We start from the raw sequence: 20,262 nt of genomic DNA on the forward strand, positions 1-20,262 counted from the left end.
GTCCCGAAACCCTTCCTGAGGAGTCCGTCAGCATGTCCCTCTTCGTCATCGCCGAATGTCTCGCCGCTCCCGGGCGGGAGGACCGGCTGCGCACCGCCCTGGAAGCCATGATCGAACCGTCCATGGGCGAGCCGGGCTGTCTCGCGTACCGCCCCTATGCCGACCCCAACCGCCCCGCCCGCATGGTGATCGTGGAGGAGTGGACGGATGCCGCGGCACTGGCCGAACACTTCACGACCGCGCACTTCGGACATGTGTGGGAGGTCCTCGACCTCGTCCTCGCCGAACCGATGACCATCCGGCGACTGACCGAGGTCCCGGACGTCGCGACCGGCCCTGTCGGAGTGTCCGCGCCCGAGGATCACTGACCGGCACCACGGCGGACTGATACTGGGCGGTCCGGGCGGTCCGGGCCGCCCCTAGGGCGTCGGCGGAACTCCTCTCCGCCGCCCTCGCCCTCCTGCCCGGCCTGCCCGCCGCGTCCTGCGACGGGGCCCCGGACGAACTCCGGGCCCGTCTCGTACGTGCCGCGCCTCCGGCGCAAAGACCGGCCGGCGCAGACACCGGGCGGTGCAGACACCGGCCGCCGTAGATACCGGTCGGTGCAGACACCGGCTGACACAGATCGCTGCCGACGTTGTCACACCCGCGTCGTACGCTCCCGCCATGAGCGTCTCCCTCTACTACCACGCGCAGCGCGCGACACCGCTGACCGAGGCCGAGTCCGCATCCGTCGAGCGCGTCGTCGCCGCGCACATGGCGTCCTTCCCGTACGAGGAGGAGGAGAGCCTGTATCTGTACGAAACGGCCGGCTCCGAGCCGCGGGAGATCGTCAACGGGTCCACCAAGATGCCGTTCGATCCCGGTCGTCTGCTGCCCGTGATCGCCCATGTGCTGGATTCCGTGACGGAGTTGCGCCGTGCCCTGCCGGATGCGGAGTGGCGTGTGCACATGGACGATCTCGACGTCCCGTGGGACGAGGCCGAGGGGTACGTCCTGCCCGGGATGCGTGACGCGGACCTGATCGCGGAGCTCGCGGCGGCCCACGACGACGACGGGGTTGCGGGATGACAGCGCGACCGCATGAGGGGGCGACGGCATGAGCGCGGCAAACAGGGAGGCTTCCGGGGATGCCGCCCCGCCCACACCCGAGCAGCGGCAGCTCATCGCGTTCGGTGAGGCGCTGTACCGCCGCATATCGCCCGACGCCGCTCTCGGTCATGTGCTGCTGCCGGAGGACGACGCGGTGGCCGTCGTCCACCAGGTACGCGGCGGCGGAACCATCCTCGTGGCGGCGGACCGGTCGGTGCTCTTCGCCGGATCGGCGCGCGACATCGGGTTCGCCCTGACCGAGTTCCGGGCGGGCGCGCGCACGCCCGTGGAGCGGTTCGGTCAGCAGGAGCCCACCCCGGCCGGACCGCACCCGGGCCGCGTGCGGTAACGGCATCCGGCCCGACGCCGCCGGCCCTGCGCACGAACCAGGACAGGTACGCAGCACAACGCCCGGCCACCGGCCGGGGCGTTGTCGGACCCTCGTGAGAGGCTTCCGGTCAACGGCAGCACGCACCATGTGCTGTTGAGCACACAGAGCAGAACCCAGGGGGGATTCTCCATGATCAGTAATCGACGCCGCCGCACGGTCCGCGGCGCTCTCGCCGCCGTCGCCGTCACGGTGGCCATGGCCGCCACGGCCGGCACGTCGTTCGCCTCCGGTGACCCCGTCGGTGCGGCCGAGCGGGCACAGGCCGCGGCCGGTGCCGAGCAGCAGCAGGCCGGAAAGGCCCAGGGGGCGGCTCCGGCCGCCAGTGCGGTCGGCACGGTGGAAACGCCCAGCTTCTCCATGGATGGCGTGACCAAGCAGACCGGCGACCTGTACATGTACTGGACGGACGGCCAGGGGGGCTTCAAGCCCCGGGAGTTCGTGACGTCCGGCTTCGACGCGTTCGCCGACTCGATCAGCGTCGACAACGACAAGGACGGGTGGAGCGACCACACCTGGACCGTCCACAAGGACGGGAAGCTGACCTTCAGCTGGATCGATGACGACTTCGAGTACCACAACTCACAGGTCGGCAAGGGCTGGAACATCTATCCCACGGTCCTGTCCCCCGGCAGCATCGGCGGAGCCCAGGAGGCCGACCTCATCGGCCTGGACAAGGCCGGCGTGCTGTGGGGCTACCTCGGCTACGCGGACGGCACCGTCACCCCGCGCATGCGGATCGGCGGCGGCTGGGGCCAGTACACCCAGCTCGCCGGCCAGGGCGACCTGACGGGCGACAACAAGCCCGACATCGTCGCCCGGGACACGTCCGGCGTCCTGTGGCTGTACAAGGGCACCGGCGACTACAAGGCGCCGTTCGCGGCCCGCACGCGGATCGGTGCCGGCTGGAACACGTACGACCGTCTGCTGTCGGTCGGCGACCTCAACGCGGACGGCGTGGCGGACCTGATCGCGCGCAAGCCGAACGGTGACCTGTTCCGGTACTCGGGCACGGGCAACGCCGGCAGCGTGTTCGAGAGCCCGGCCAAGATCGGCCACGGCTTCCAGATCTACAACCTGCTGTAGGCAGGCGGGCGAGCAGGACGGATGACGAAGCGGGCCGCTCTCCCCGAGGGGGAGGGCGGCCCGCCCGTGTTCGTCATGCCTTGCATCATCCGGCAGGGCGTACCTTCGCGAACTTCGCCGCCATGACGGGCCCCAGCTCGCCGACGATCTCGTGCCCCGGCTTCCCGGGGAACGGCAGGTACTCCAGGAAGGACGTCACCACGACCTCGTCGATCCCGGGCACGTCCCGTGCGCTCTGCTCCTCCAGGAACCGCAGGGTGCGCCGCCAGTCCGGCGCGTCCGCGTCGAGACCGAGGTAGGACTGCACCGTCTCCTGGGTGACGTCCCAGAAGAAGACGTGGGGCAGCACCCCGTCCTGGTTGAACACATGCGTTTCGTAGAGGTCCTCGAAGTCGGGGACCGCAGCCACGAGGTCCCGCACCAGCTGCACGTCCGGGGACACGTCCGGGGACGCGTGCGGGGGCGTGTCCGGGGATGCGTGCGGGGACGCATGCGGGTTCCCGTCAGCGGCCGCGTCCGGGGTCCTGTCTGGGGTCATCAGCATTCCTCGAGCCCGGGGTAGTTCTTGTACCCCTTGTACTTGCCCATCTGGGCGTCGTCGATCGCCTGGATGAGCGCCTTCGCGGTCTTGATGTCCTTCTCGCTCCTGACCACGGTCTCCTTCTTACCGCCCTTGAGGCGGATGACGTCCTTGGTGAGGAAGTTGTTGAGGGCCGCCTTGAGCTGGGCAGTGCTCTTCAGGTGGTTCCTGCCCTCGACCCCGTCGGCCCCGTTGAACTCGGCGCTCGCCGCGGCCATCGCACTTCCGTCACCGACCAGCTTCGCATTGCCGACCCCGTGGTAGAGGGCATCGACCGTCTGCTGCAGCCGGGCGTTGTCGACCCTCGGAATGATCGCCGGGTCGTTGTTGTGCACCAGGAGACCGGTCGAGTCGACGGCCACGTAGTACGTGTGGATGCCCGCGACCGTCAGGTCGTAGGTGGTCTGCCGCCGGTCGTAGCGGGTGATCCCGGCGACCACGGCCGTCCGGCCGTCCAGGGTCCGCAGCCGCGCGCCCGGCTCCAGGTCGCCGGCGTTCGTCCAGCGACGCTGGTCGACGACCCAGAACGGGTGGGTGTCCGTCGCCGTCACGACACCCGGGCCGGTCGGCGTCCGGAACGTCAGCCTGGTGAAGTGCTTGTCGTCGTAGGTGGTGATCGCCTGCTCGACCTTGCGCACCCGGGTGCGTCCGCTGCCCGGGTCGGTGGCGAAGACCTTGTCGCCGACCTGAACGCGCTCGATGGGCACCCGCCGCCCGTCGGCGAGGAACACCGGCGTACCGGCGAGGAAGCTGTGCCGGACAGGACAGGTCTTCGGCTCGTCGGGCTTCTTCTCGTCGGGTTTGGGGTCGTCCTTTTTGGGTGGCTTCTTGGTGTCGTCGAGTTTCTTGGCCGCGTCGTCGAGGGCTTTCTGGGCGTCCTTGACCTTGCCGCGGCTCTTGAGGAGTCCCTTGAGCCCGTCGTACAGGTCCCCGCCGTGTTTCTTCAGGGACTGGATGAGCTTGTAGGCCTTCTTCCACTTCCAGGGCGCCCCGTACTTCGCGGCGAGTTTCCCGACCGCGCCACCGACGAGGCTGAGGAGGACGTTGATCAGCGTCTCGGTGCAGGCGCCCATGTCGCCCTTGGTGATGCAGTCCAGCGCGTCGGTGATCCCGAGCTCGTCGGCAAGGATCTTCGCGAGCTCCTTCGCCGCGTCGATCGCCTTGTCACTGTTGGACTTCTCGTCGCTCTGCGCGTCCTGGAGGTCCTTCAGGGCCTTGTCGTACGCGATCTGCTCCGGCGACTTCGGCGAACCGTCAGGATTCCTGTCCGACGCCGGATCCCCCTGCCCCGGAGCGTTCTGATCCCCGCCCTGAGCCTGATTCCCGCCGTCACCACCACAGTTCCCGCCACCACCGATCCGGCAGACCTGCACACCGATCTTCGCCGTCAGATCCGCACCGATCCCCGTACCCACCAGAGCACCGACGATCGCCACCACCACCAGCGTCAGACCCAGATACTCCAACGCCCCCTGACCCCGGTCACCCCGCCGCCGCACCACCGGCACACGCACACCCGTACGCGGCACGACACCCCGCACCCAACGACGGAACCGGCGCTGCGACTTCCCCACCCGTGACATACGTCGACGGTAACGACGGTCATCCCCGGGCGTATTGGGCCCACAGACCTAAATCGCCGTACGGTCGGGCCTGTTCGGGATGATCCGGACGACGGCCCCCGAGCCCGGCGCCCGGGCCGTCCGAGCCATCAGGGCGGACCGAGCCTCCGGACCGTCAGAACGTGTCACGGTCGAAGGGCACGGGCAGCGGTTCGAGCGCCCCGGCGGCACGCAGCTCCCGGTTCATCTCGACGATCGCCTCGACGGACGGCTGCGCCGCGCCGCCCCGCGTGAGGTCGATGAGCAGACCCCCTGACGCGGTGCGCGTGTACGTCCCCGGCAGCCCCTCGGGTGCCAGCGCCGCCCGCCCGGGCGACAGATACACCGACCGGCCCCCGCGCGGCGCGCTGGGACGGAGGCCGAACTCCTGCTTCACCGACCGGTACTCCTCGCGGCTGTAGGCCTCTCCCCAGTCGGGCCCCCAGCTCGCACCGATCGCGGACAGCACGTCCCCGGAGCGCCGCACCGGTTCCACGGACTCGTCCAGCTCCCGCGAGCGGAACGTGACGAGGCAGCTGTCAGCAACCCGCTTCGCCGAACCTCCCGCGTTGACCCACGTCTCCACCTGGGGCCGGCCTGGGGCGGTGGCCGCGCTGAGCGATGCCACCCGCCCGATGTAGTCCGCGTCGGAGTCGGGGTTCTGCCGGTGGATGTACTCAGCGACCGCCGGGACGGTGAGCGCAACGGAGGGCGGCGACACGTCGTCCTCAGCCGCCTCATACCACTGACCGCATGCCTCGCCACCGATCTCGGCCAGTCCGCGGAGCAGGACGAGCCATCGTTCGGCCAGCTGGTCGGGGCTCTGCCGACGCACACCCCACAGTCCGCGAACCACCACATCCAGCACTTCGGCCCCCTTCGGCCTCACGGCGCCTCTGGCGTATGGATCACCTAAACGTCCATGCCTCGGCCCCTGAACATCTTCTGGGCGGCCTTGGCCACATCAGGATCCGAGAGATGCCAGACCACCGGTTTACCCCGGTCCGCATCCAGTTGTCGGGTCGCCTGGTCCACCCAGCGCTTCGTGGCCAGCGTGGTGAGGTTGCCGGTCGCCTCGTTGTAGAACCGCGGGCCGCGATAGCCCCACTTCGTCTCGATGAAGGTCCGGCGACTGCAAGGCGACGCCCGACCTCGTTGACGGAGGATGCCACCGTCAGTACGCCGATGCCGCCGACGACGGCGACCACGAAGAGGGCCCGGGTCAGCAGCAACACCGCCAGGAGCGGCCGCGGAAGAGGCTGCCGTCCTGGGCCTGCTGACAGGGCCCCGGCTATTCCGCCGGCTCCGCCCGCATACACGATTCCGCCGGTGTCAGACACGAGAGGTCCCCAACTCATCCATGCGTGACTACGGTTCAACCGCTCCGGTCGGGCAGCGAATCGGACTCAGGTTCGGGAAGATTACCCGCTCGTCCGGCAACGGACCGTCCCGGCAGGAATCGCGACTCCATGAGGCACCGCGGAACTCGGATACTTCCGAGCCGCGCGCGTCGGGCGCCTCACCCTGCCGGTCACCCAACCACCTTGCTGTCTGGGATCCTTGTCGCGCATGACGGCCGCGGCACGCCTACAGCACACGTCGGACGCGCCCGCGAGGCTCTCGCGGCCATGTTGCGCCACCCGCCCGAATTCACCGTGGCCAGTACCAACGCGCAAGCGTGCACACGGCAATGGACGGGGCGGAGCCGGCCGGATTCGAACCGGCGTCTTCCCACATGCGGTGAAGGCGCGACGACCACTGCGCTACGGGCTCCGTCCCGCTCGCGATCGTACGGGGCAGGGCCGCCCACCGCTCTCGTTTTCTCGACGGCTCGGAGGGGGCACCCATCGCCCCCTGTGTCGCGCTGCCCCACCATCGCTTACGCAGGACGGGAGTTCAGCCCACGTCGGGCCGGCTCGGGATGACCGGACTCCGCGGTGCCGGACAGGCATCCGATCTCGCCGCGGCCACTCCCCCGGCTTCACTGAAGGTCAGTGGGTTCGCGATCACACCTCGGTGGCGTATCCGGCTGGGCTTCACCCACGAACATCGCGTGCGCGGGTTCCGCCCGGATTCCGCCCGGATTCCGCCCGGATTCCGCGCGGATTCCGCGCGGATTTCTCTTCAGGACGCGCCGTCCCGATCCGGAAGCGGCCACGACCAGACCACATCGGCGGCGTCCCGTTCCTTGAGAATCCGTCGGTAGCGTGACGCCTCACGCTTCGTTCCCGAATTGATCGGGCGGTACAGAACCCAGTCCCTCGGGACGACGTGAAGCGCCAGGGTTTCCCAAGTGCCCGGCTGATCGACCGAGTGCGCGAGCACCACGGCGAAACGCTGGATGCTCCACACGCACCACCAGGGCGGTCCGGAGTCGACGGCTCCGGCGTCCACGAGCTTTCGGCCGTACCCGTTCTCGGCATCGAGTTCCATCTCCGCATGGAAGTCGTCGCCCCCGAAGAAATGGACGCAACTGCGCCGCAGGCTGTACTCCATGTCCGACAGGAGCTCCGCCCTTACGGAATCGCCATCCTCCTGTACCCGCGCCACAGCGAGCGGAAAGATCGCATACGCGCCCCGGTCGATCACGGAAAAGCCGAGCTCCGTCCACTGCGGGGTCTTCTCGGAGTTCCTGTGGCCAAGAACCCGCTCAAGCGCATGCATGATCGACAGACCGTCCGAGATCTGTTGCTTCTCCTGCTCGATCCCGGTCACGAGGCTCCTGTCCCGGCTGCGTGAGAGTGCTGTTGCCGAACGCCTCGATCATGCACCGGACCACTGACACACACATCCCCCGCATGCACGCCGACCGTCCATTGGAAAGAGCACGTTCGGTCAGTCGGGGGCTCTTTTCGATCTTCTACGCGCCTGAATGGACCTTGTACGGTGATCGCGTCGGCAGGCCGGTTCGAGACCACGGGGCCGGCCACGGCAGCGCGCCGCACGGGGAAATGAGCGCGCCCGCTGACGGAATTTCGCTGGCCGGCCGACTGAAACACAGTCACGCGCTGCACGAGACCCATCATCTGTCTACAGGGGAGAACACGGACATGAGTGGATTCATACGCACCGCAACCGTTGCCGGAGTCATGGGAGCGACCGCCCTGCTCGCGGTGCCGGCCGCCTCGGCCGCGCCGACGGCCTCGGGGGCCGGCCAGGCGGCGCCCGAGTGCGTCACCGACAGCCAGACCCACACGTACGGCAAGGGCGAGATCAAGGTCTGCGTGGAGAACGGGCAGGCCCGGGTGACGGGCTGGCTGGAGGACCTCCTTCCGGGCGGAGGCTGGGGAGCGCCGGACGGCGGCTGCGTGATCTGGTGGATCACCTTCCAGACCACCTCGGGAACCGAACTCGAGGGCTCCGTGATGGCCTGCCCGCACTTCGGGGGCGCCGCCTACAAGGAGTTCGACTACGACAGCGACGTACAGAACATCACCGGTGTCGAGAAGCTGACGCTGGGGACGGCCTGGGCCTGACCCGTCCGCTGTGAGGCGCACCCGGGACGGCGACAACAGGTCGCCGTCCCGGGGCCTTGCCGCAATGCGTCGTACGGGGAGGCTGGACACGTCCGACCGATTCATACGGTCGAGATGAAACCAACTGCGTGTACGTGCACGGGCTCGCATCCCGGCCTGCCGTCCGCCGGATACAGGAGCACCTCCACGCACTGGACAGTCGGGATAGTCCTGGCCACCGGACTGACGCATGGCCATACCCGCCACAAGAGCAATCATCTGTCTACAGGGGAGCACACGGACATGGGGAAACTGATCCGCACCGCAGCCGTCGCCGGAGTCATGAGCGCGACCGCCGTGCTCGCGATACCGACCGCATCGGCCACGCCGACCGCATCGGGGGCCGGTCAGGCAGCGGCCGAGTGCGTCAGCGACAGCCAGACCTACGAGTACGGCAAGGGCGAGGTCACGGTCTGCGTGGAGAACGGAAAGGCCCGGGTAACCGGATGGGTCGAGGACCTGCTCCCCGAAGTGGGCTGGTGGGGCGGCCGGGATGGTGCCTGCGTGGTCTGGTGGGTCACCTTCCAGACCTCTTCGAAGACAAAGCGTGAGGGCTCGGTGATGGCCTGTCCGCACCTCGCGGGTCCCGCCTACAAGGAATTCGACTACGACAGCGAGGTGAAGAACATCACCGGCGTCAAGGAGATGACCCTGGAGACGTTCGTGGTCTGACCCGACCGGGTGCCGTGAGGCTCGCCCGGCCGGCACGGCGCTCCTCGCGTACCGAACACGACGCACCGCAGATGGGGTGCGGCGCGGCGTCCGTCCCCACCCGTGGGTGCGCGGACGGACGCCGCGTCGGTACGAGACGGACGCCGCGTCGGTACGGGACGGACGCCGCGCCGTCAGCGCTCGTGGTCCAGGGCCGGAGAACAGGGCCTTCTCCGGAGCTGCCGGCCCCTCCCGTGCCCAACGGAAAGGCCACACGGTGAGCATGACCTCCCGGGGAGGCGAGACGTTCGACATCGCCCGGGCCGTCTCCGAGATCGATGAGCTGCTGGCTCGCCCGCTGCCCGAAGCAGGGCCGACGGCGCACGAATGGCTGCCGTTCACGCAGGAGTGGACCCTGATCAGCGGAAGCGGACTCCTGATCGCCCCGCTCTGGGAGAGCGACAGCTTCACCGGTCTCCGCGGCTCCGAGTGGGACGAGGCCTCGGAGGCCGGCGAGAACAATCTGGCGGCCCTCGCCGACGCGTTGGACGCCAGGTGGGGACCGCACCGGCGGACCGGCATGCGAGTGCCGATCATGCGCAGGATCGCGAATGAACCCATGCCGCTGCTGTTCCGGACCCTGTGCGACAACGACCTCCTCGGCGACCTCGTGGTGTGGGGGCCCACTGGCTCCCCGGGTTGGAGTGCGGGTGCGGGCCCGGGTGCCGCAGGGCCGCGGTGGGTCGGCGTCTCCGTCAGCCAGTGCGACGGCGACGCCCCGATGATCCTTACGGCCACCGTCACCGGTCAGCCCCTCACGGAGTTGCAGGAGTAGGCGCTGTCGGTGACCGGGCTGTTCCTGTTTCCGTCCGCTGGGGCTGGGCTGGGCTGGGCCCACAATGATCGCGTGGACGAACAACACTCGGTTCAGCGCCTGGACATCGGCAGGATCATCGATCCGCTGAAGAAGAACATGCCCAGGGCGGGAGACTTCGGCTTCGAGGCGATCCAGCAGCTGGGGAACCCGGTGCCGCTCCTGGTGCAGAACGACGGCGAGGAGTACTTGCAGCTGTGGCTTGAGCCCTTCGGGCAGGACTACTGGCTGAAGCCCGGGGAGGCCGTGTACGTCACCTCGTACGGAACATGGAATGACCACCCGTTCGAGACGTGCCACGAGAGCGACTGTCTGACCGTCTGGGCCACGTCCTGGTTCGCGACGGTCTCCGACCGCGACGGCAACGAATTCCCCCCGGGCCGCAGGGAGCGCGTCTGAGCCGCCCGCGTCGGTTCCGGACGAGGATGCCCACGGGATGGAGCACGTCGTGGTGGGCGATGGCGGTGCCTACGTTCGTGGTGGGCGATGGCGGTGCCTACGAGCGGACAGGGCCCCACCGCCGACGGCGAAGGGGCCCCTTCACTCGGACGCCGCGTCAGGACACCACCCGCAGATGGGTCGGCCAGCCGAAGCCCTTGCGGTCGAGGAGACGGAACATCTTCGCGATGTCGGTCGGATTCAGCTTGACGCAGCCGTTGGACTTGTAGTCCCCGGCGCCGTCCCAGCGTCGGCGTTCGGTGCCGCCCCGGCTGCCGTCGCGGTTCATCTCGGAGTGGATGAACATCTCGGTGCGCGTCAGAGTGCCCTTGGAGCACTTCATGTCCTGGAGGTACACGGCGTAGCCCTTGATGAGGTTGCCGTTGTAGGTGCGGGACCTGAGCTTGATCCTCCAGTTGCCGTTCGGCAGCCAGCCCTTGCCGCGCACGCAGTCGTCCTTGATCCCGAGGCCCGATCCGGCCCGGTAGGTGGCCCAGAGCTTTGTGCCCTTGTAGACGGAGAGCCGTGAGTTGGTGGGGTCGTCCGGGTTCTTGTCGAAGACCAGGCTGGTCGTCGCAGCCGCTGCCGTCCGCGGTGCCCGGTCGGGCCCCTGTGCGGCGGCGGCCGGCGACAGGGCCAGGACGGTCGACAGGGCCCCGGCGATCACGGCACCGCGCGGGCGTCGTCCGTTGCTGCTCATGTGATTCCTCGTTCTTCCGGTTCTTCCAGCGCGCTCGGTGTCCCGGGCCGCGCGTGTGCGGGGTGAGTGGTGTTCGTGACGCGGGGCGGGGGGCGGGCGGGCGGCGGTGCTCTGCCCGGCGTGCTCCAGGTGCGAACGCCGTGAACGCCGTAAACGCCGTAAACGCGCCCTCCCTCGGAGCACGCCGGAGGAGGCGGCGCGGCTCGTCCCTTCGTGCGCGCTCAGGCGATGGCCAGGCGTACCTGTGCCGTCTTCGTCCCCTTGAAGGTGAAGGTGAACTGCTCCCGGACCCCGGAGTTGCACGCGGCCTTCGTCCTGTAGACACCGTTGCCGGCGTTGATGCGGACCTTGGCGCACTTGCCGTCTGCTCGGGTGTCCTGGAGCCAGCCGGACACCGTCACGTTGTTGCCCGAGCAGCGCAGGCTCCAGTTGGCCGACGCCCCGCTGATCACGGGGGCCGCGGAGGACGGGCAGGTGGCCGCGCTCGCCGGGCCGGCGGTGCCGAGGGCCAGTCCAGCGGCGAGAACGGCGGCGGACACGGCGGAGGTGAGGGTCTTGCGGGCAGCGGACATGGGGGCCCCTTTCGGGCGGTGTGCTGGCAGGAAGCGGACCGGGACGCGGACGTGGAGCTGTCGTCCGCCGAGGGCGGCGGGCTGTCCGGGGGCCGGCTGCCGAACCAGCATCGCCAAAGCAGCGGGGTGCGGGAAGCGGATCCCGGCTGCCTACCGATGCGCATCGATGCAGCGCGCATGACATGGCTCTGACCTGCGGTTATGGCCTGATGTACGGATCAGCCGCCGAGGCCGCATGGTTCGAGGAGCACTCGGGGGCTCGGTACACCGTTGCTCGGGCGGCTCCGGTGTACGCGGGAGCCGGTACGCCGTTGCGCGGGCGGCTCCGGTATACGCGGCAGCGGGTACGCCGTTGCGCGGGCGGCACGGCTGGCCGCTCTTCTCACACGGAGGCGGAGGGCAGAGGGCTCGGGACGGCCCTCTGGTCGCCAGGTCCCTTGACGGGCGGGAGCTGATTCACCAGCAGGGCCAGCCAGGATTCCACGTTCACCCGCCCGGTCTCGGGCAGGCCATTCGTACGCTGGAAGAACCTCAGGTCCTTGACGGTCTCCGCCGTGAACCTCCCTGACACCGCCGTGCCGCCCTGGCCCGCGTTGTTCAGAAGCTCCTGCGCGGCACGCACTTCGTCGGCCCCGGATCCGGGCCCTACCTCCATCACGAGTTCCGGCCAGGTCTGCCCACCCACCTTGCCGTCGGCCGGCAGATCCTTCCGCTGCTGGAAATCCATGACGGCGTCCCAGGTGTCCTGCCGGAAGAAGCCGTCGGGGCGGACCGGGTATCCGTGCGCTTTCAGCAGGTACTGCAAGGCGCGGGCGGGAGTGAACTGGTCCTCCTCGCCCTGGCGCAGCAGCGGCCACTCGTACGGCGCCCGGCTCATGGAGGCGGCGGCACCCGCCGCACCGCCGTCCCCGCCCCTGTCCTCCGGGACGAAGAGCCGTTCATGGGTGACCATTCCGGCGCCGAACGCCACCATCACGGCGGCCCCGACCAGCACCGGCCCGAGCCATCGGGATCGCGGCCGCCCGGATGTCCCGCGGTCGTGCGTGGTGGCGGTGTCGGAGCCCGCGGCCTCCTCCTCCTGACCGGGAGTGGCACGGGGTGCGGGGCTTTCGTCGGACGCGTCCGCGGTACTGACCGGCGCGGCGCGTTCCCCGGCACCGTCGGCGGCCCGTTGGCGGCCGTTCTCCCGCAACGCGCTCCGGCACAGCACCCGCGCCTGTTCGAGCTCCGCCGCGGGGGCGCGCAACTGCGTGTGCAGGAGCTCCACCACCCTCGGAGGAGCAGTCGACACGTGTTTCGGGTTCAGGTAGCGAGAGAGCGTCGTCTGGTCGATGCCCAGTCTCGCCGCGAGCGCCTGCTGCGTCGGCCGGACGCCCCCGCGCGATGTCCCCGCCCGCTCCCACCAGCCCCGCAGCAGCAGCGCCAGCTGCGTCCCCGCGCTCTGCTCCCGGCTCTGGCCGCCCCGCTCCTGCGCCATGGTGTCTCCCCGTCGTCATGCGAAAACAGCCGGGCCTCCGCATTGCCTGCATCGCGGCATATCGGCAGGTCGGTGGGTCGGTGGGTCGGATCCGTGCATGCCGACCGGCATGGACGCATCGGCCTCAGCGGCACCGATCGTAACGACGCGGTCGCGGCGGCCGTCCCGGTCTCGTACGTGCCGGCCGCTCCCCAGGTTCCTCCCGAGGTGGTCCGCTGCCGTGCAATGACGGCCGCCTTGGGCCCATGGGAACGGCGGGGCAGCGAGCCCGCCCGCCGGTCCGCTTTCACCCGAACGAGTAGGCAGGGCCGACGCTTCCGGGTTCCGCCGGATGGACAGTGACAGTCCTCCGAGGCCGCGCCGAAGCGAGGAGCGAGCCCCAAGCCCGGGTCCATCTTCTACGCGGATGCCGACGACCGGCGCGCACCGTTCAAAGGTGCGCACGGGAATGGCGCATGCCTGCGGGCCTCTCCTCCGAAACCGGGTTCTGACGCCTGAATCCGAGACCTGAGCGGCACGGAATCGCGACCGCCGCTGCGGCCCGGGCGGACTCCGTACGGCAGCGGGACCCGAAGAATCCGTTCAGCCGTTGCCCGCGGCGTTCTGCCGGCGGAGGTCCGCGTCGAAGGACTGCGCTGTGCCGTGCTTCCCGTACAACGCGAAGTAGCCGACGGACTTTCCGTCCCCGATGCGGCTGCTGCTGTCCGCCGCCGCCTCGAAGGTGAGGGTGTCGTCGCCGTCCCGCATGATCACCGCGCCGAAGTGGTTGTTCCACCGGCCGGGAGCGTCGCTCAGGTTCACGTAGTGGTTCTGGCCGACGTCAGGTTCGGCCCGTACTTGTTGAAGCTCGCCCATCCTGGTCCCCAGCAGCCTCTGCGCGGCAGCCTGGCAGTCGTTGGGCATCGTGATGAGGAGGTCCTGCATGGCGCGCTCCGGCTCCCGGGAGCCGGCGTACTCCACGACGATCTCGCCGATGAGCCGCCCCGCCGTCCTCAGGTAGTCGGCCGGATCGAGCAGCGGGTTCAGCGGGACGTTCGCGGCGGCCCACACAGCGCCCTGGTTCTCCATCGCGAGCGCGAGCAGCCGCTGGTGCACACCGTTGACGCTCCCGTCGCTGGGCCGGCCCCTGCCCACCAGCCTGGCGACGTCCTGAAGCAGCAGCCCGAGGGCGGCGGGCGGCTGAACCACACTCCGCCGGTAGGAGTCGAGCTTCGTCGCCCTGACCTCCGCGCTCTCACCGGCGAGGGGCTCGTGCTCGCTGTTCGCCTGTGCGGCCTCGGCCGCCTCCCTCGACGCGAAGACGGGCAGCACCCGGTGCAGCACCCGACCGCCGGCCACCACCTCGCGGCCCGCTTCGAGCCGGATGCGGACCCGTTCCGACGCGCCCAGCGCGCCATTGGCCGCGTCGATCAACTGGGCGTCCGCGTATGCCTCCTGGCGGCCGGAGACCGCGATCCTGCCGTTCTGCGAGATCCGGTCGTACGTCACGGTGTCCGCGATGTCCCGCTCCGCGTCCGGCTCGGTGTAGCGCTGTACGGGGGTGCCGGTCAGCGCCCGGGCGACTGCCGCGTTGCCGATACCGCGTTGCAGGGCGGCCAGCCGGGGAACCGGGTCCGAGGGCCGCCTGTTCGGCCCCGCTGCCCGTTCGGGGAGCGGGTTCTGCCGCTGCGGCAGCCTCGCGTGCATCACGTCACCCACATTCCCGGCCGCCGCCGGACGGCCCTCGCCAGCCAGCTTCCCGCCCGGCGGCGCAGGAAGAAAGGCCCCGTCGGGAAGACCGGGGGCAGCACCCCGTGCCCGCCCGGGCCGGGCGGCGCGAAGGCTGTCGACGTACGCGTCGCGGGGGCGTCCACCGCGTAGGCAGCGGGCCTGCCGGGCGTGGCCCGGACGAAGGTCACCGACATGGCGGTCGGCGGCGCCGGACCATGCCGGTGCAGAGATGCGTGTGCGGGTCACGACGCGGTCAGGTCGGCGGGGTCGCCCGTCCTCGGCGCGCCGGAGCCGGGTGGTCCATGCCCAGCCTGCAGCGGTGACCAGGCCCGGTGCTCTGACGCCTTCGACCCCCGGCACGGGCCCGTCATCCGCCCGCGGCGTCCTCGGCCTCCCAGCGCAGCAGGTCGCCCGGCTGGCATTCGAGCGCCTCGCAGAGCGCGGCGAGCGTCGCGAAGCGCACCGCCTTGGCGCGGCCGTTCTTGAGTACCGCCAGGTTGGCGGGCGTGATCCCCACGCGGTCCGCCAGCTCGCCCACGGACATCTTCCGCCGTGCCAGCATCACGTCGATGTCGACGGTGATCGGCATCAGATCACCTCGTCCAACTCGGCCTGCATCTGCGATGCTTCGACGTCGCGCGCCAGGGCCTGGACGAGCAGCATCCGCAACACGCGCACGATGAGCGCGACCCCCAGGATGGCCACACCGACCCCGGCCATGATGACGGAGACGCCCGGATCCTCCCGCTGGCCAGGCGCGTTGACGGCCGTGACCGTGAACCACACGAGGGCAGCCGCCACGATCGCGCCCGTCATGAGGTCCACGTACCGGAAGGCGGAGTGGGAGAACACGGTTCCCCGGCGCACCATCGCCACCAGCCGCCATACGCAGACCAGGGCGACCTGGACCGCCACCATGCCCAGGATCGTGCACACCCGTAGCGGGGTCAGCGGAAGCGAACCGTCCTCCGGGTCATTGCCACTGGCCAGCACCCACACCATGCCTGCCTGCACGAACACCGTGCCGGCCAGCACCACCACGAGCACGACGCGCAACGCACCCACTGTCAGCTTGCCCATGACCCATCCTCCCATCGAATTACGATGGGAATCTATCGAGATTCGATAGATTGAGCAAGCTCTGATACCGAGGCCGGGCCTCCTCGACATCGATCCGACCGTCAGCCGCCGTGTTCGCGGTCGTAGGCGGCCTGGGCGGCGGCGACCGCGCCGCCGTTCCGCTCGGCCCAGTCGGTGAGATCCAGCAGCGCCCTGTGGAGCTCCTGGGCCATTTCCGTCAGCGTGTACTCGACCTTGGGCGGGACAACCGGATGAACGGTGCGTACGAGCAAGCCGTCCCGCTCCAACTTGCGCAACTTGAGCGTGAGCATGCGCCTGCTGATCCCCGTGAGCGCACGCTCCAGCTCCGTGAACCGGACCGGACCCTGCGCAGCGGCCACCAGAATGCCGATGCTCCACTTCCCGGAGACGTGATCGAGAACCTCCGAGACCGGACATGCCTCGCCGGCCAGGACGGACACATCGATGTGACTCCGGGACATGAAAGTGCCTTCTTCCGCCGGGCCCGACAGTTGCCGACCATGGACTCCGTATCAAATCCCGTACCGAACCCGGAGGCAGCTCGATGCTCGAAGAACTCGCTGACCGCGCCGCGATCGTGGCTGCCGTCACCGCGTACGCGACGGCGCTGGACACGAGGGACTGGGAGATGTTGGGCGCGCTGTTCACCGACGACGCCTGCTGGGAGTACAGCGGTTCGGGAGAACGGCTCTGCGGGCCCGACGCGATCGTGGCCAGGATCAGCGCCGGCCTGGAGCGACTCGACGCCACCCAGCACCTGAACGGCAACCATGTCGCCGCGGTACACGGGGACGAGGCCGAGCACACGTGCTACTACCAGGCCCAGCATGTCCGCCACGGCGTGCCCGATGGCGAGAAGTTCCTCGGCGGGGGCCGCTACGACGACCGGCTGCGCCGCACCCCGGACGGCTGGCGTTTCACCCACCGAAGGATCACCAACATCTGGAGCGAGGGGAACCCCGCCGTGCTCACGTCCTGACGTCAGCCCATGGCCGCGCCCGCTCACCCCACTCATGAGTGGTTCCCGGCCTTGATGCGTGCGGCCGACCTGGCGGCCCGCCCGATCTTCGCGCAGTGGGCTGCGCGGGCTTCCTCGCCGAACTGCCTCTCGTGTTCTGGGCTGCGACGGCTTCCTCGCCGAACTGCCTCCCGCCTTCTGGGCTGCGCGGGCTTCCTCGTCGAACTGCCTCCCGCGTTCGGCACGCAACCCGGTCCGGTTGTCGAGGCCCTCGCACAGGATGTCCGCGTGCCCGGCATGCCGGACGGACTCGCCGACGACCACGGCGTCCAGCGCCGCCCGGTCCGTGCGCCGGGCTTCCGCCCGCTCGTCTCCCGGTGCGGCGCACCCAGGCCCTCAGCCCGACCCGCCGACCAGTGCCTCGCCGAGCGGGGTGCGCCGGTAGAGCACCGACCGTCCGGACCGGGCGCGGACGAGCAGCCCCGCGCTGCGCAGGATGGCGAGGTGGTCTCCCACCGCGCCGGGCGCCATGGCGAGGCCCCGGGCGAGTTGAGTCGTACTGGCCGGGACGTCCAGCGCCACCAGCAGTCGGGCCCGGGCCCGGCCGACCAGAGCGGTCAGCGCGTCCGGTCGGGGGACGGCCGCCTGTTCGCCCCACAGGGCGGCGGTGCCGCGGGCGGGATAGACCAAGGTCCTGGGCCAGGGATCCTCCAGCTGGGCGGCGACGTTCCCGACGAAGACCGAAGGGATCAGCAGCAGCCCGTCGCCGGCGAGGCGGACTGTTCCTTCTCGGGGGAAGAAGCCGAGCTCGATACCGCCGGCGCGCGAGGCGATGCTCGGGTGCAGGCCCTCGATGGTCGTCGCCCATCCGTGTTCGCCGATCACGCCCACCCGGTGCACGACATCGCGCTCACAGATCGCCCGCAGTTGTGGCCAGTCCGCGGCAAGCAGCTCGTGCCACGCCCGGTCCATCGCCTCGGCGATCCTGTCGACGGCGTCCGCCGAGTCCAGCACGGCGCGTACGCGGGGATCGCGGGCGGACGGGCCGGTCGCGTTGGTGGCGCATTCGTCGCGGGCCGCCTCCAGCGGTGTGGCCCGGATCATGGCCAGGTCGTCCGCCCAGGTCTGGTTGAGGCCGCGCGGGGGCGGGGCGACGAAGTTCGGTCCGGATTGCGGGGTGTGCAGGGCGAGGACGGCGTCCAGTTCGGTCTCGCGGCGAAGCCGATCGAAGGCCGGCCGGAGCCGCGCAGCCCAGGCGCGCGGCAACGGCCGGTTCTGGCCGGAGAGCGAACGCAGCAGTAGGCAGAGGTCCATCGCGGGTGAGAGTGCGAAGCGGCTGCGCAGGAGGTCCTCGACGGAGACTTCGAAGCGGAACACCCGGCCATGCTAGCGCTGGGCGCCTGCTCGGATTCGTCCAGCGACGAATCATTGGTGAGAGACGTGGGCGCACCGCGAGGCTCTGCGTCATGACCCCAACCGCCGAACCCGCGCAGGACAGCCGGCCCGCCACCTACCGGGAGGTGCTGTCCGAGCCGCGCTTCCGGCTGCTCTTCACGACCCGCACCGTCGCGATCACTGCGGGCGCCCTGCGGATCACCACGTTCTCGGTGCTGGTCTTCTCGGCCACCGGCTCCGCGCTGTTGAGCGCACTGGCCTTCGGCAGCGGCTTCCTCCCGCAGTTGTTCGGCTCGCTGCTGCTGGGCTCACTGGCCGACCGGCTGCCGCCCCGCGCCCTCATCTCCGGCGGCTACGCCCTGGAGTGCGCCGCCGCCCTGCTGCTCGCCCTGGTACGGATGCCGGTCGCGGCAAGCCTCGGTCTCGTGGCGCTGGTCGCCCTCGCCACACCGGTGTTCAGCGGCGCGTCGAGCCGGCTGGTCGCCCAGTGCCTGGAGGGCGACGCCTACGTCCTGGGCCGTTCGCTGAACAACATCGCCGCCTCCGGCGCGCAATTGTCCGGTCTGGCGCTGGGAGGTGCGGCCGTAGCGGTACTCGGCCCGCACCGGGCACTGGCGGTGAGCGCCGCCCTCTACTCCGGCTGCGCGCTCGCTGTCCGTATCCGGCTGCCCCGCTTGCGGCCGGAGGAGTCCGGCGGCACACCCGGCAGCCCCCGGGGCGACGGCGGGACCGTCCGGGCCAGCCTGCGCGGGGCGGGCCTGCTGCTGCGCGGACACGCGGTGCGACGGCTGACGCTCGCCCAGTGGCTGCCGCCCGCGTTCGTCGCGGGCGCGGAGGGGCTGATCGTCGCCTACGCGGGAGAACACCACTTCGCGCCCGGCTGGTACGCGGTACTGATGGGCTGCCTGCCGGTCGGCATGCTCGTCGGTGACCTGCTGGTGGGTCGGCTGCTGCGGCCGCCCACCCGGGAGCGACTGGTAGTCCCGTTGGCTGCGCTGATGGGACTGCCGCTGGTCGGCTTCGCCGCCGGGCCCGGAGTGGGCCTCTCGTCCTGTCTGTTGCTGCTCTGCGGCTTCGGATTCGCCTATGGTCTCGGCCTGCAACGGCCCTTCCTGAACGCCCTGCCGCCGGATGGCCAGGGCCAGGCCTTCGGTCTGCTCGGCTCCGGCAGCATGACGCTGCAGGGCGTCGGACCGGCCTGCTTCGGCGCGATGGCCGCGGACCTCGGAACGGGCGGCGCAATCGCCCTGGCGGGCGGGGCCACGGCGCTTGCCGCCTGCTGGATCCTCACCTGGCAGCCGCCGGGGTCGGCCCGGCGCGCGATCTGATGTGACCGCTCTCGGGCCCGAGTCGCCTCAGCGGGTCGAGTCGGCCACCAAGTGCCAGCGGGTGTGCGGGAGTTCACACCTGCCGCTAACCTCCCGGGCATGACATCCCAAGGACGTAGTGCCGGCGCCGTCTTGTGCATCATCGTGGCCATGATCAGCATGATCACGGCGGTGATCCTGTCGGCGGTCGCGCTGGACGCGGCATCCAAGGTGGCTGACGAGCCATCGGGCGAAAGCGGCGGCACGTCGATGCACTTCGAGGACTCCCGCTGCGAAGCGGATCGCGACGCCGCGCCCACTCAGCCGTACATGAAGTGCCTCTTCGAGTACCAGTCGGCCAATCAGCAGGGCGCGGCGCTCTGGGAGAGGGAGATCGCGGCACGGCAGGCCGACATCCAGGCGAAGGGCACCTTGGCGATCACCTTCGGTCTGCTCGGCGTGACCTTCGCGGTCTGCGCGGTGGTGGCCAACAGGGGCCGCCGCCGGGCCGAGCCGCACACCACCGAGATATGAGGCGGCTCTGCGACTGCCCCGGCCCGTCGGGGCAGCAGTCGCAGAGTCGCGGGTGCGCGGGTACGTAGTCACGTAGGCACACGGGTACGCGGGTACGTAGGCGCACGGGTACGCAGGTACGACGTGCGCGGGCGGGAGGGCCCCGTCGTCGTCATGCTCCCAGCCGGCCGAACGCATGGAGGACACGGAACATCTCGGAGGCTGACCTCGTATCCGCCCTGCGGGGGCGAAAAGTGAGCCTCCGAATGATGTGGCGGGCTTCGCCTGCTGCCGTCGAGGCAGC

At 70.1% G+C, this 20,262-nt stretch carries 23 protein-coding genes and 1 tRNA gene; 11 read left to right on the plus strand and 13 right to left on the minus strand.

Annotated elements, in window-relative coordinates:
- Positions 1-32 precede the first annotated feature (32 nt).
- The 4 genes from ACIQMX_RS02390 to ACIQMX_RS02405 all read left to right on the plus strand — a co-directional run bounded on the left by ACIQMX_RS02390 (position 33) and on the right by ACIQMX_RS02405 (position 2,566).
- The gene (locus ACIQMX_RS02390) at positions 33-368 is read left to right on the plus strand and encodes a putative quinol monooxygenase (protein ID WP_402474454.1); all 336 of its coding nucleotides are present in this window, start codon (positions 33-35) and stop codon (positions 366-368) included.
- A 298-nt stretch (positions 369-666) separates the two neighbouring features.
- Positions 667-1,071: a hypothetical protein gene (locus ACIQMX_RS02395; RefSeq protein ID WP_363075569.1), complete on the plus strand. Its 405-nt coding sequence runs from the start codon at positions 667-669 to the stop codon at positions 1,069-1,071.
- Between the two features lie 28 nt (positions 1,072-1,099).
- Complete coding sequence (locus ACIQMX_RS02400; protein WP_363075567.1) at positions 1,100-1,441, plus strand: hypothetical protein; 342 nt, start codon at positions 1,100-1,102, stop codon at positions 1,439-1,441.
- A gap of 171 nt (positions 1,442-1,612) precedes the next feature.
- Positions 1,613-2,566 carry an FG-GAP repeat domain-containing protein gene (locus ACIQMX_RS02405; protein WP_402474457.1) on the plus strand — a complete coding sequence of 318 codons (954 nt, stop codon included), beginning with the start codon at positions 1,613-1,615 and terminating at the stop codon, positions 2,564-2,566.
- 85 nt (positions 2,567-2,651) lie between these two features.
- On the opposite strand, the gene ACIQMX_RS02410 is transcribed toward ACIQMX_RS02405, so the two are convergent.
- The 5 genes from ACIQMX_RS02410 to ACIQMX_RS02430 all read right to left on the minus strand — a co-directional run bounded on the left by ACIQMX_RS02410 (position 2,652) and on the right by ACIQMX_RS02430 (position 7,462).
- Positions 2,652-3,104: a hypothetical protein gene (locus ACIQMX_RS02410; RefSeq protein WP_402474458.1), complete on the minus strand. Its 453-nt coding sequence runs from the start codon at positions 3,102-3,104 to the stop codon at positions 2,652-2,654.
- On the minus strand, positions 3,104-4,729 hold the full coding sequence (locus ACIQMX_RS02415) for a Hint domain-containing protein (RefSeq protein WP_363075561.1): 1,626 nt from the start codon (positions 4,727-4,729) through the stop codon (positions 3,104-3,106). Before ACIQMX_RS02415 ends, ACIQMX_RS02410 begins: the two co-directional genes overlap by 1 nt.
- Positions 4,730-4,883: 154 nt before the next feature.
- Entirely contained in the window at positions 4,884-5,615 is a 732-nt protein-coding gene (locus tag ACIQMX_RS02420) for a hypothetical protein (RefSeq protein WP_402474460.1), read from the minus strand.
- Positions 5,616-6,447: 832 nt separating this feature from the next.
- Positions 6,448-6,521 (minus strand) — tRNA-Ala (locus ACIQMX_RS02425).
- A 350-nt stretch (positions 6,522-6,871) separates the two neighbouring features.
- Positions 6,872-7,462, minus strand: a complete 591-nt coding sequence (locus tag ACIQMX_RS02430) for a hypothetical protein (RefSeq protein ID WP_363075556.1) — start codon at positions 7,460-7,462, stop codon at positions 6,872-6,874.
- 335 nt (positions 7,463-7,797) lie between these two features.
- Here ACIQMX_RS02430 and ACIQMX_RS02435 point away from each other — a divergent pair, with 335 nt between their 5' ends.
- From ACIQMX_RS02435 to ACIQMX_RS02450, 4 genes are all read left to right on the plus strand, one after another.
- Positions 7,798-8,223 (plus strand): hypothetical protein, encoded by a 426-nt coding sequence (locus ACIQMX_RS02435; protein WP_402474462.1) that lies wholly within the window; start codon positions 7,798-7,800, stop codon positions 8,221-8,223.
- Between the two features lie 282 nt (positions 8,224-8,505).
- Positions 8,506-8,934, plus strand: coding sequence for a hypothetical protein (locus tag ACIQMX_RS02440; protein WP_363075552.1), 429 nt, complete (start codon positions 8,506-8,508; stop codon positions 8,932-8,934).
- A 262-nt stretch (positions 8,935-9,196) separates the two neighbouring features.
- Positions 9,197-9,748, plus strand: coding sequence for a hypothetical protein (locus ACIQMX_RS02445; RefSeq protein ID WP_402474465.1), 552 nt, complete (start codon positions 9,197-9,199; stop codon positions 9,746-9,748).
- A gap of 72 nt (positions 9,749-9,820) precedes the next feature.
- Positions 9,821-10,186, plus strand: a complete 366-nt coding sequence (locus ACIQMX_RS02450) for a hypothetical protein (protein ID WP_363075548.1) — start codon at positions 9,821-9,823, stop codon at positions 10,184-10,186.
- A 157-nt stretch (positions 10,187-10,343) separates the two neighbouring features.
- Here the strand turns inward: ACIQMX_RS02450 and ACIQMX_RS02455 are convergent, their stop codons facing one another.
- The 7 genes from ACIQMX_RS02455 to ACIQMX_RS02485 form a co-directional block, all read right to left on the minus strand.
- Positions 10,344-10,925: a L,D-transpeptidase family protein gene (locus ACIQMX_RS02455; protein ID WP_402474466.1), complete on the minus strand. Its 582-nt coding sequence runs from the start codon at positions 10,923-10,925 to the stop codon at positions 10,344-10,346.
- 221 nt (positions 10,926-11,146) lie between these two features.
- Entirely contained in the window at positions 11,147-11,497 is a 351-nt protein-coding gene (locus tag ACIQMX_RS02460) for a hypothetical protein (RefSeq protein ID WP_402474468.1), read from the minus strand.
- A 382-nt stretch (positions 11,498-11,879) separates the two neighbouring features.
- Positions 11,880-12,974 (minus strand): peptidoglycan-binding protein, encoded by a 1,095-nt coding sequence (locus ACIQMX_RS02465; protein ID WP_402474470.1) that lies wholly within the window; start codon positions 12,972-12,974, stop codon positions 11,880-11,882.
- 582 nt (positions 12,975-13,556) lie between these two features.
- Positions 13,557-14,663: a hypothetical protein gene (locus ACIQMX_RS02470; RefSeq protein ID WP_363075540.1), complete on the minus strand. Its 1,107-nt coding sequence runs from the start codon at positions 14,661-14,663 to the stop codon at positions 13,557-13,559.
- 388 nt (positions 14,664-15,051) lie between these two features.
- Positions 15,052-15,273, minus strand: a complete 222-nt coding sequence (locus tag ACIQMX_RS02475) for a helix-turn-helix transcriptional regulator (protein ID WP_363075538.1) — start codon at positions 15,271-15,273, stop codon at positions 15,052-15,054.
- Positions 15,273-15,764, minus strand: coding sequence for a DUF2975 domain-containing protein (locus ACIQMX_RS02480; RefSeq protein ID WP_363075536.1), 492 nt, complete (start codon positions 15,762-15,764; stop codon positions 15,273-15,275). Before ACIQMX_RS02480 ends, ACIQMX_RS02475 begins: the two co-directional genes overlap by 1 nt.
- Positions 15,765-15,865: 101 nt before the next feature.
- Positions 15,866-16,246 carry a winged helix-turn-helix transcriptional regulator gene (locus tag ACIQMX_RS02485; RefSeq protein ID WP_402474472.1) on the minus strand — a complete coding sequence of 127 codons (381 nt, stop codon included), beginning with the start codon at positions 16,244-16,246 and terminating at the stop codon, positions 15,866-15,868.
- A gap of 83 nt (positions 16,247-16,329) precedes the next feature.
- On the opposite strand from ACIQMX_RS02485, the gene ACIQMX_RS02490 reads away from it, so the two are divergent.
- Positions 16,330-16,764, plus strand: coding sequence for a nuclear transport factor 2 family protein (locus tag ACIQMX_RS02490; RefSeq protein WP_402474474.1), 435 nt, complete (start codon positions 16,330-16,332; stop codon positions 16,762-16,764).
- 375 nt (positions 16,765-17,139) lie between these two features.
- On the opposite strand, the gene ACIQMX_RS02495 is transcribed toward ACIQMX_RS02490, so the two are convergent.
- On the minus strand, positions 17,140-18,120 hold the full coding sequence (locus tag ACIQMX_RS02495; RefSeq protein ID WP_402474475.1) for an ArsR/SmtB family transcription factor: 981 nt from the start codon (positions 18,118-18,120) through the stop codon (positions 17,140-17,142).
- 89 nt (positions 18,121-18,209) lie between these two features.
- Here ACIQMX_RS02495 and ACIQMX_RS02500 point away from each other — a divergent pair, with 89 nt between their 5' ends.
- Positions 18,210-19,466 carry an MFS transporter gene (locus tag ACIQMX_RS02500; protein WP_402474476.1) on the plus strand — a complete coding sequence of 419 codons (1,257 nt, stop codon included), beginning with the start codon at positions 18,210-18,212 and terminating at the stop codon, positions 19,464-19,466.
- Between the two features lie 150 nt (positions 19,467-19,616).
- The gene (locus tag ACIQMX_RS02505; RefSeq protein ID WP_363075526.1) at positions 19,617-19,979 is read left to right on the plus strand and encodes a hypothetical protein; all 363 of its coding nucleotides are present in this window, start codon (positions 19,617-19,619) and stop codon (positions 19,977-19,979) included.
- Positions 19,980-20,262: the final 283 nt, after the last annotated feature.

Source organism: Streptomyces sp. NPDC091416, from assembly GCF_044756845.1.
Classification (GTDB): domain Bacteria; phylum Actinomycetota; class Actinomycetes; order Streptomycetales; family Streptomycetaceae; genus Streptomyces.

Excerpts from the sequence above, each read along its gene's own strand:
- ACIQMX_RS02445 (WP_402474465.1), top strand. The coding sequence starts at position 9,197 with ATGACCTCCCGGGGAGGCGAGACGTTCGACATCGCCCGGGCCGTCTCC.
- ACIQMX_RS02475 (WP_363075538.1), bottom strand. The coding sequence starts at position 15,273 with ATGCCGATCACCGTCGACATCGACGTGATGCTGGCACGGCGGAAGATG.
- ACIQMX_RS02500 (WP_402474476.1), top strand. The coding sequence starts at position 18,210 with ATGACCCCAACCGCCGAACCCGCGCAGGACAGCCGGCCCGCCACCTAC.
- ACIQMX_RS02480 (WP_363075536.1), bottom strand. The coding sequence starts at position 15,764 with ATGGGCAAGCTGACAGTGGGTGCGTTGCGCGTCGTGCTCGTGGTGGTG.
- ACIQMX_RS02395 (WP_363075569.1), top strand. The coding sequence starts at position 667 with ATGAGCGTCTCCCTCTACTACCACGCGCAGCGCGCGACACCGCTGACC.
- ACIQMX_RS02490 (WP_402474474.1), top strand. The coding sequence starts at position 16,330 with ATGCTCGAAGAACTCGCTGACCGCGCCGCGATCGTGGCTGCCGTCACC.
- ACIQMX_RS02505 (WP_363075526.1), top strand. The coding sequence starts at position 19,617 with ATGATCAGCATGATCACGGCGGTGATCCTGTCGGCGGTCGCGCTGGAC.
- ACIQMX_RS02410 (WP_402474458.1), bottom strand. The coding sequence starts at position 3,104 with ATGACCCCAGACAGGACCCCGGACGCGGCCGCTGACGGGAACCCGCAT.
- ACIQMX_RS02455 (WP_402474466.1), bottom strand. The coding sequence starts at position 10,925 with ATGAGCAGCAACGGACGACGCCCGCGCGGTGCCGTGATCGCCGGGGCC.
- ACIQMX_RS02485 (WP_402474472.1), bottom strand. The coding sequence starts at position 16,246 with ATGTCCCGGAGTCACATCGATGTGTCCGTCCTGGCCGGCGAGGCATGT.
- ACIQMX_RS02440 (WP_363075552.1), top strand. The coding sequence starts at position 8,506 with ATGGGGAAACTGATCCGCACCGCAGCCGTCGCCGGAGTCATGAGCGCG.
- ACIQMX_RS02405 (WP_402474457.1), top strand. The coding sequence starts at position 1,613 with ATGATCAGTAATCGACGCCGCCGCACGGTCCGCGGCGCTCTCGCCGCC.
- ACIQMX_RS02460 (WP_402474468.1), bottom strand. The coding sequence starts at position 11,497 with ATGTCCGCTGCCCGCAAGACCCTCACCTCCGCCGTGTCCGCCGCCGTT.
- ACIQMX_RS02415 (WP_363075561.1), bottom strand. The coding sequence starts at position 4,729 with ATGTCACGGGTGGGGAAGTCGCAGCGCCGGTTCCGTCGTTGGGTGCGG.
- ACIQMX_RS02400 (WP_363075567.1), top strand. The coding sequence starts at position 1,100 with ATGAGCGCGGCAAACAGGGAGGCTTCCGGGGATGCCGCCCCGCCCACA.
- ACIQMX_RS02435 (WP_402474462.1), top strand. The coding sequence starts at position 7,798 with ATGAGTGGATTCATACGCACCGCAACCGTTGCCGGAGTCATGGGAGCG.
- ACIQMX_RS02390 (WP_402474454.1), top strand. The coding sequence starts at position 33 with ATGTCCCTCTTCGTCATCGCCGAATGTCTCGCCGCTCCCGGGCGGGAG.
- ACIQMX_RS02465 (WP_402474470.1), bottom strand. The coding sequence starts at position 12,974 with ATGGCGCAGGAGCGGGGCGGCCAGAGCCGGGAGCAGAGCGCGGGGACG.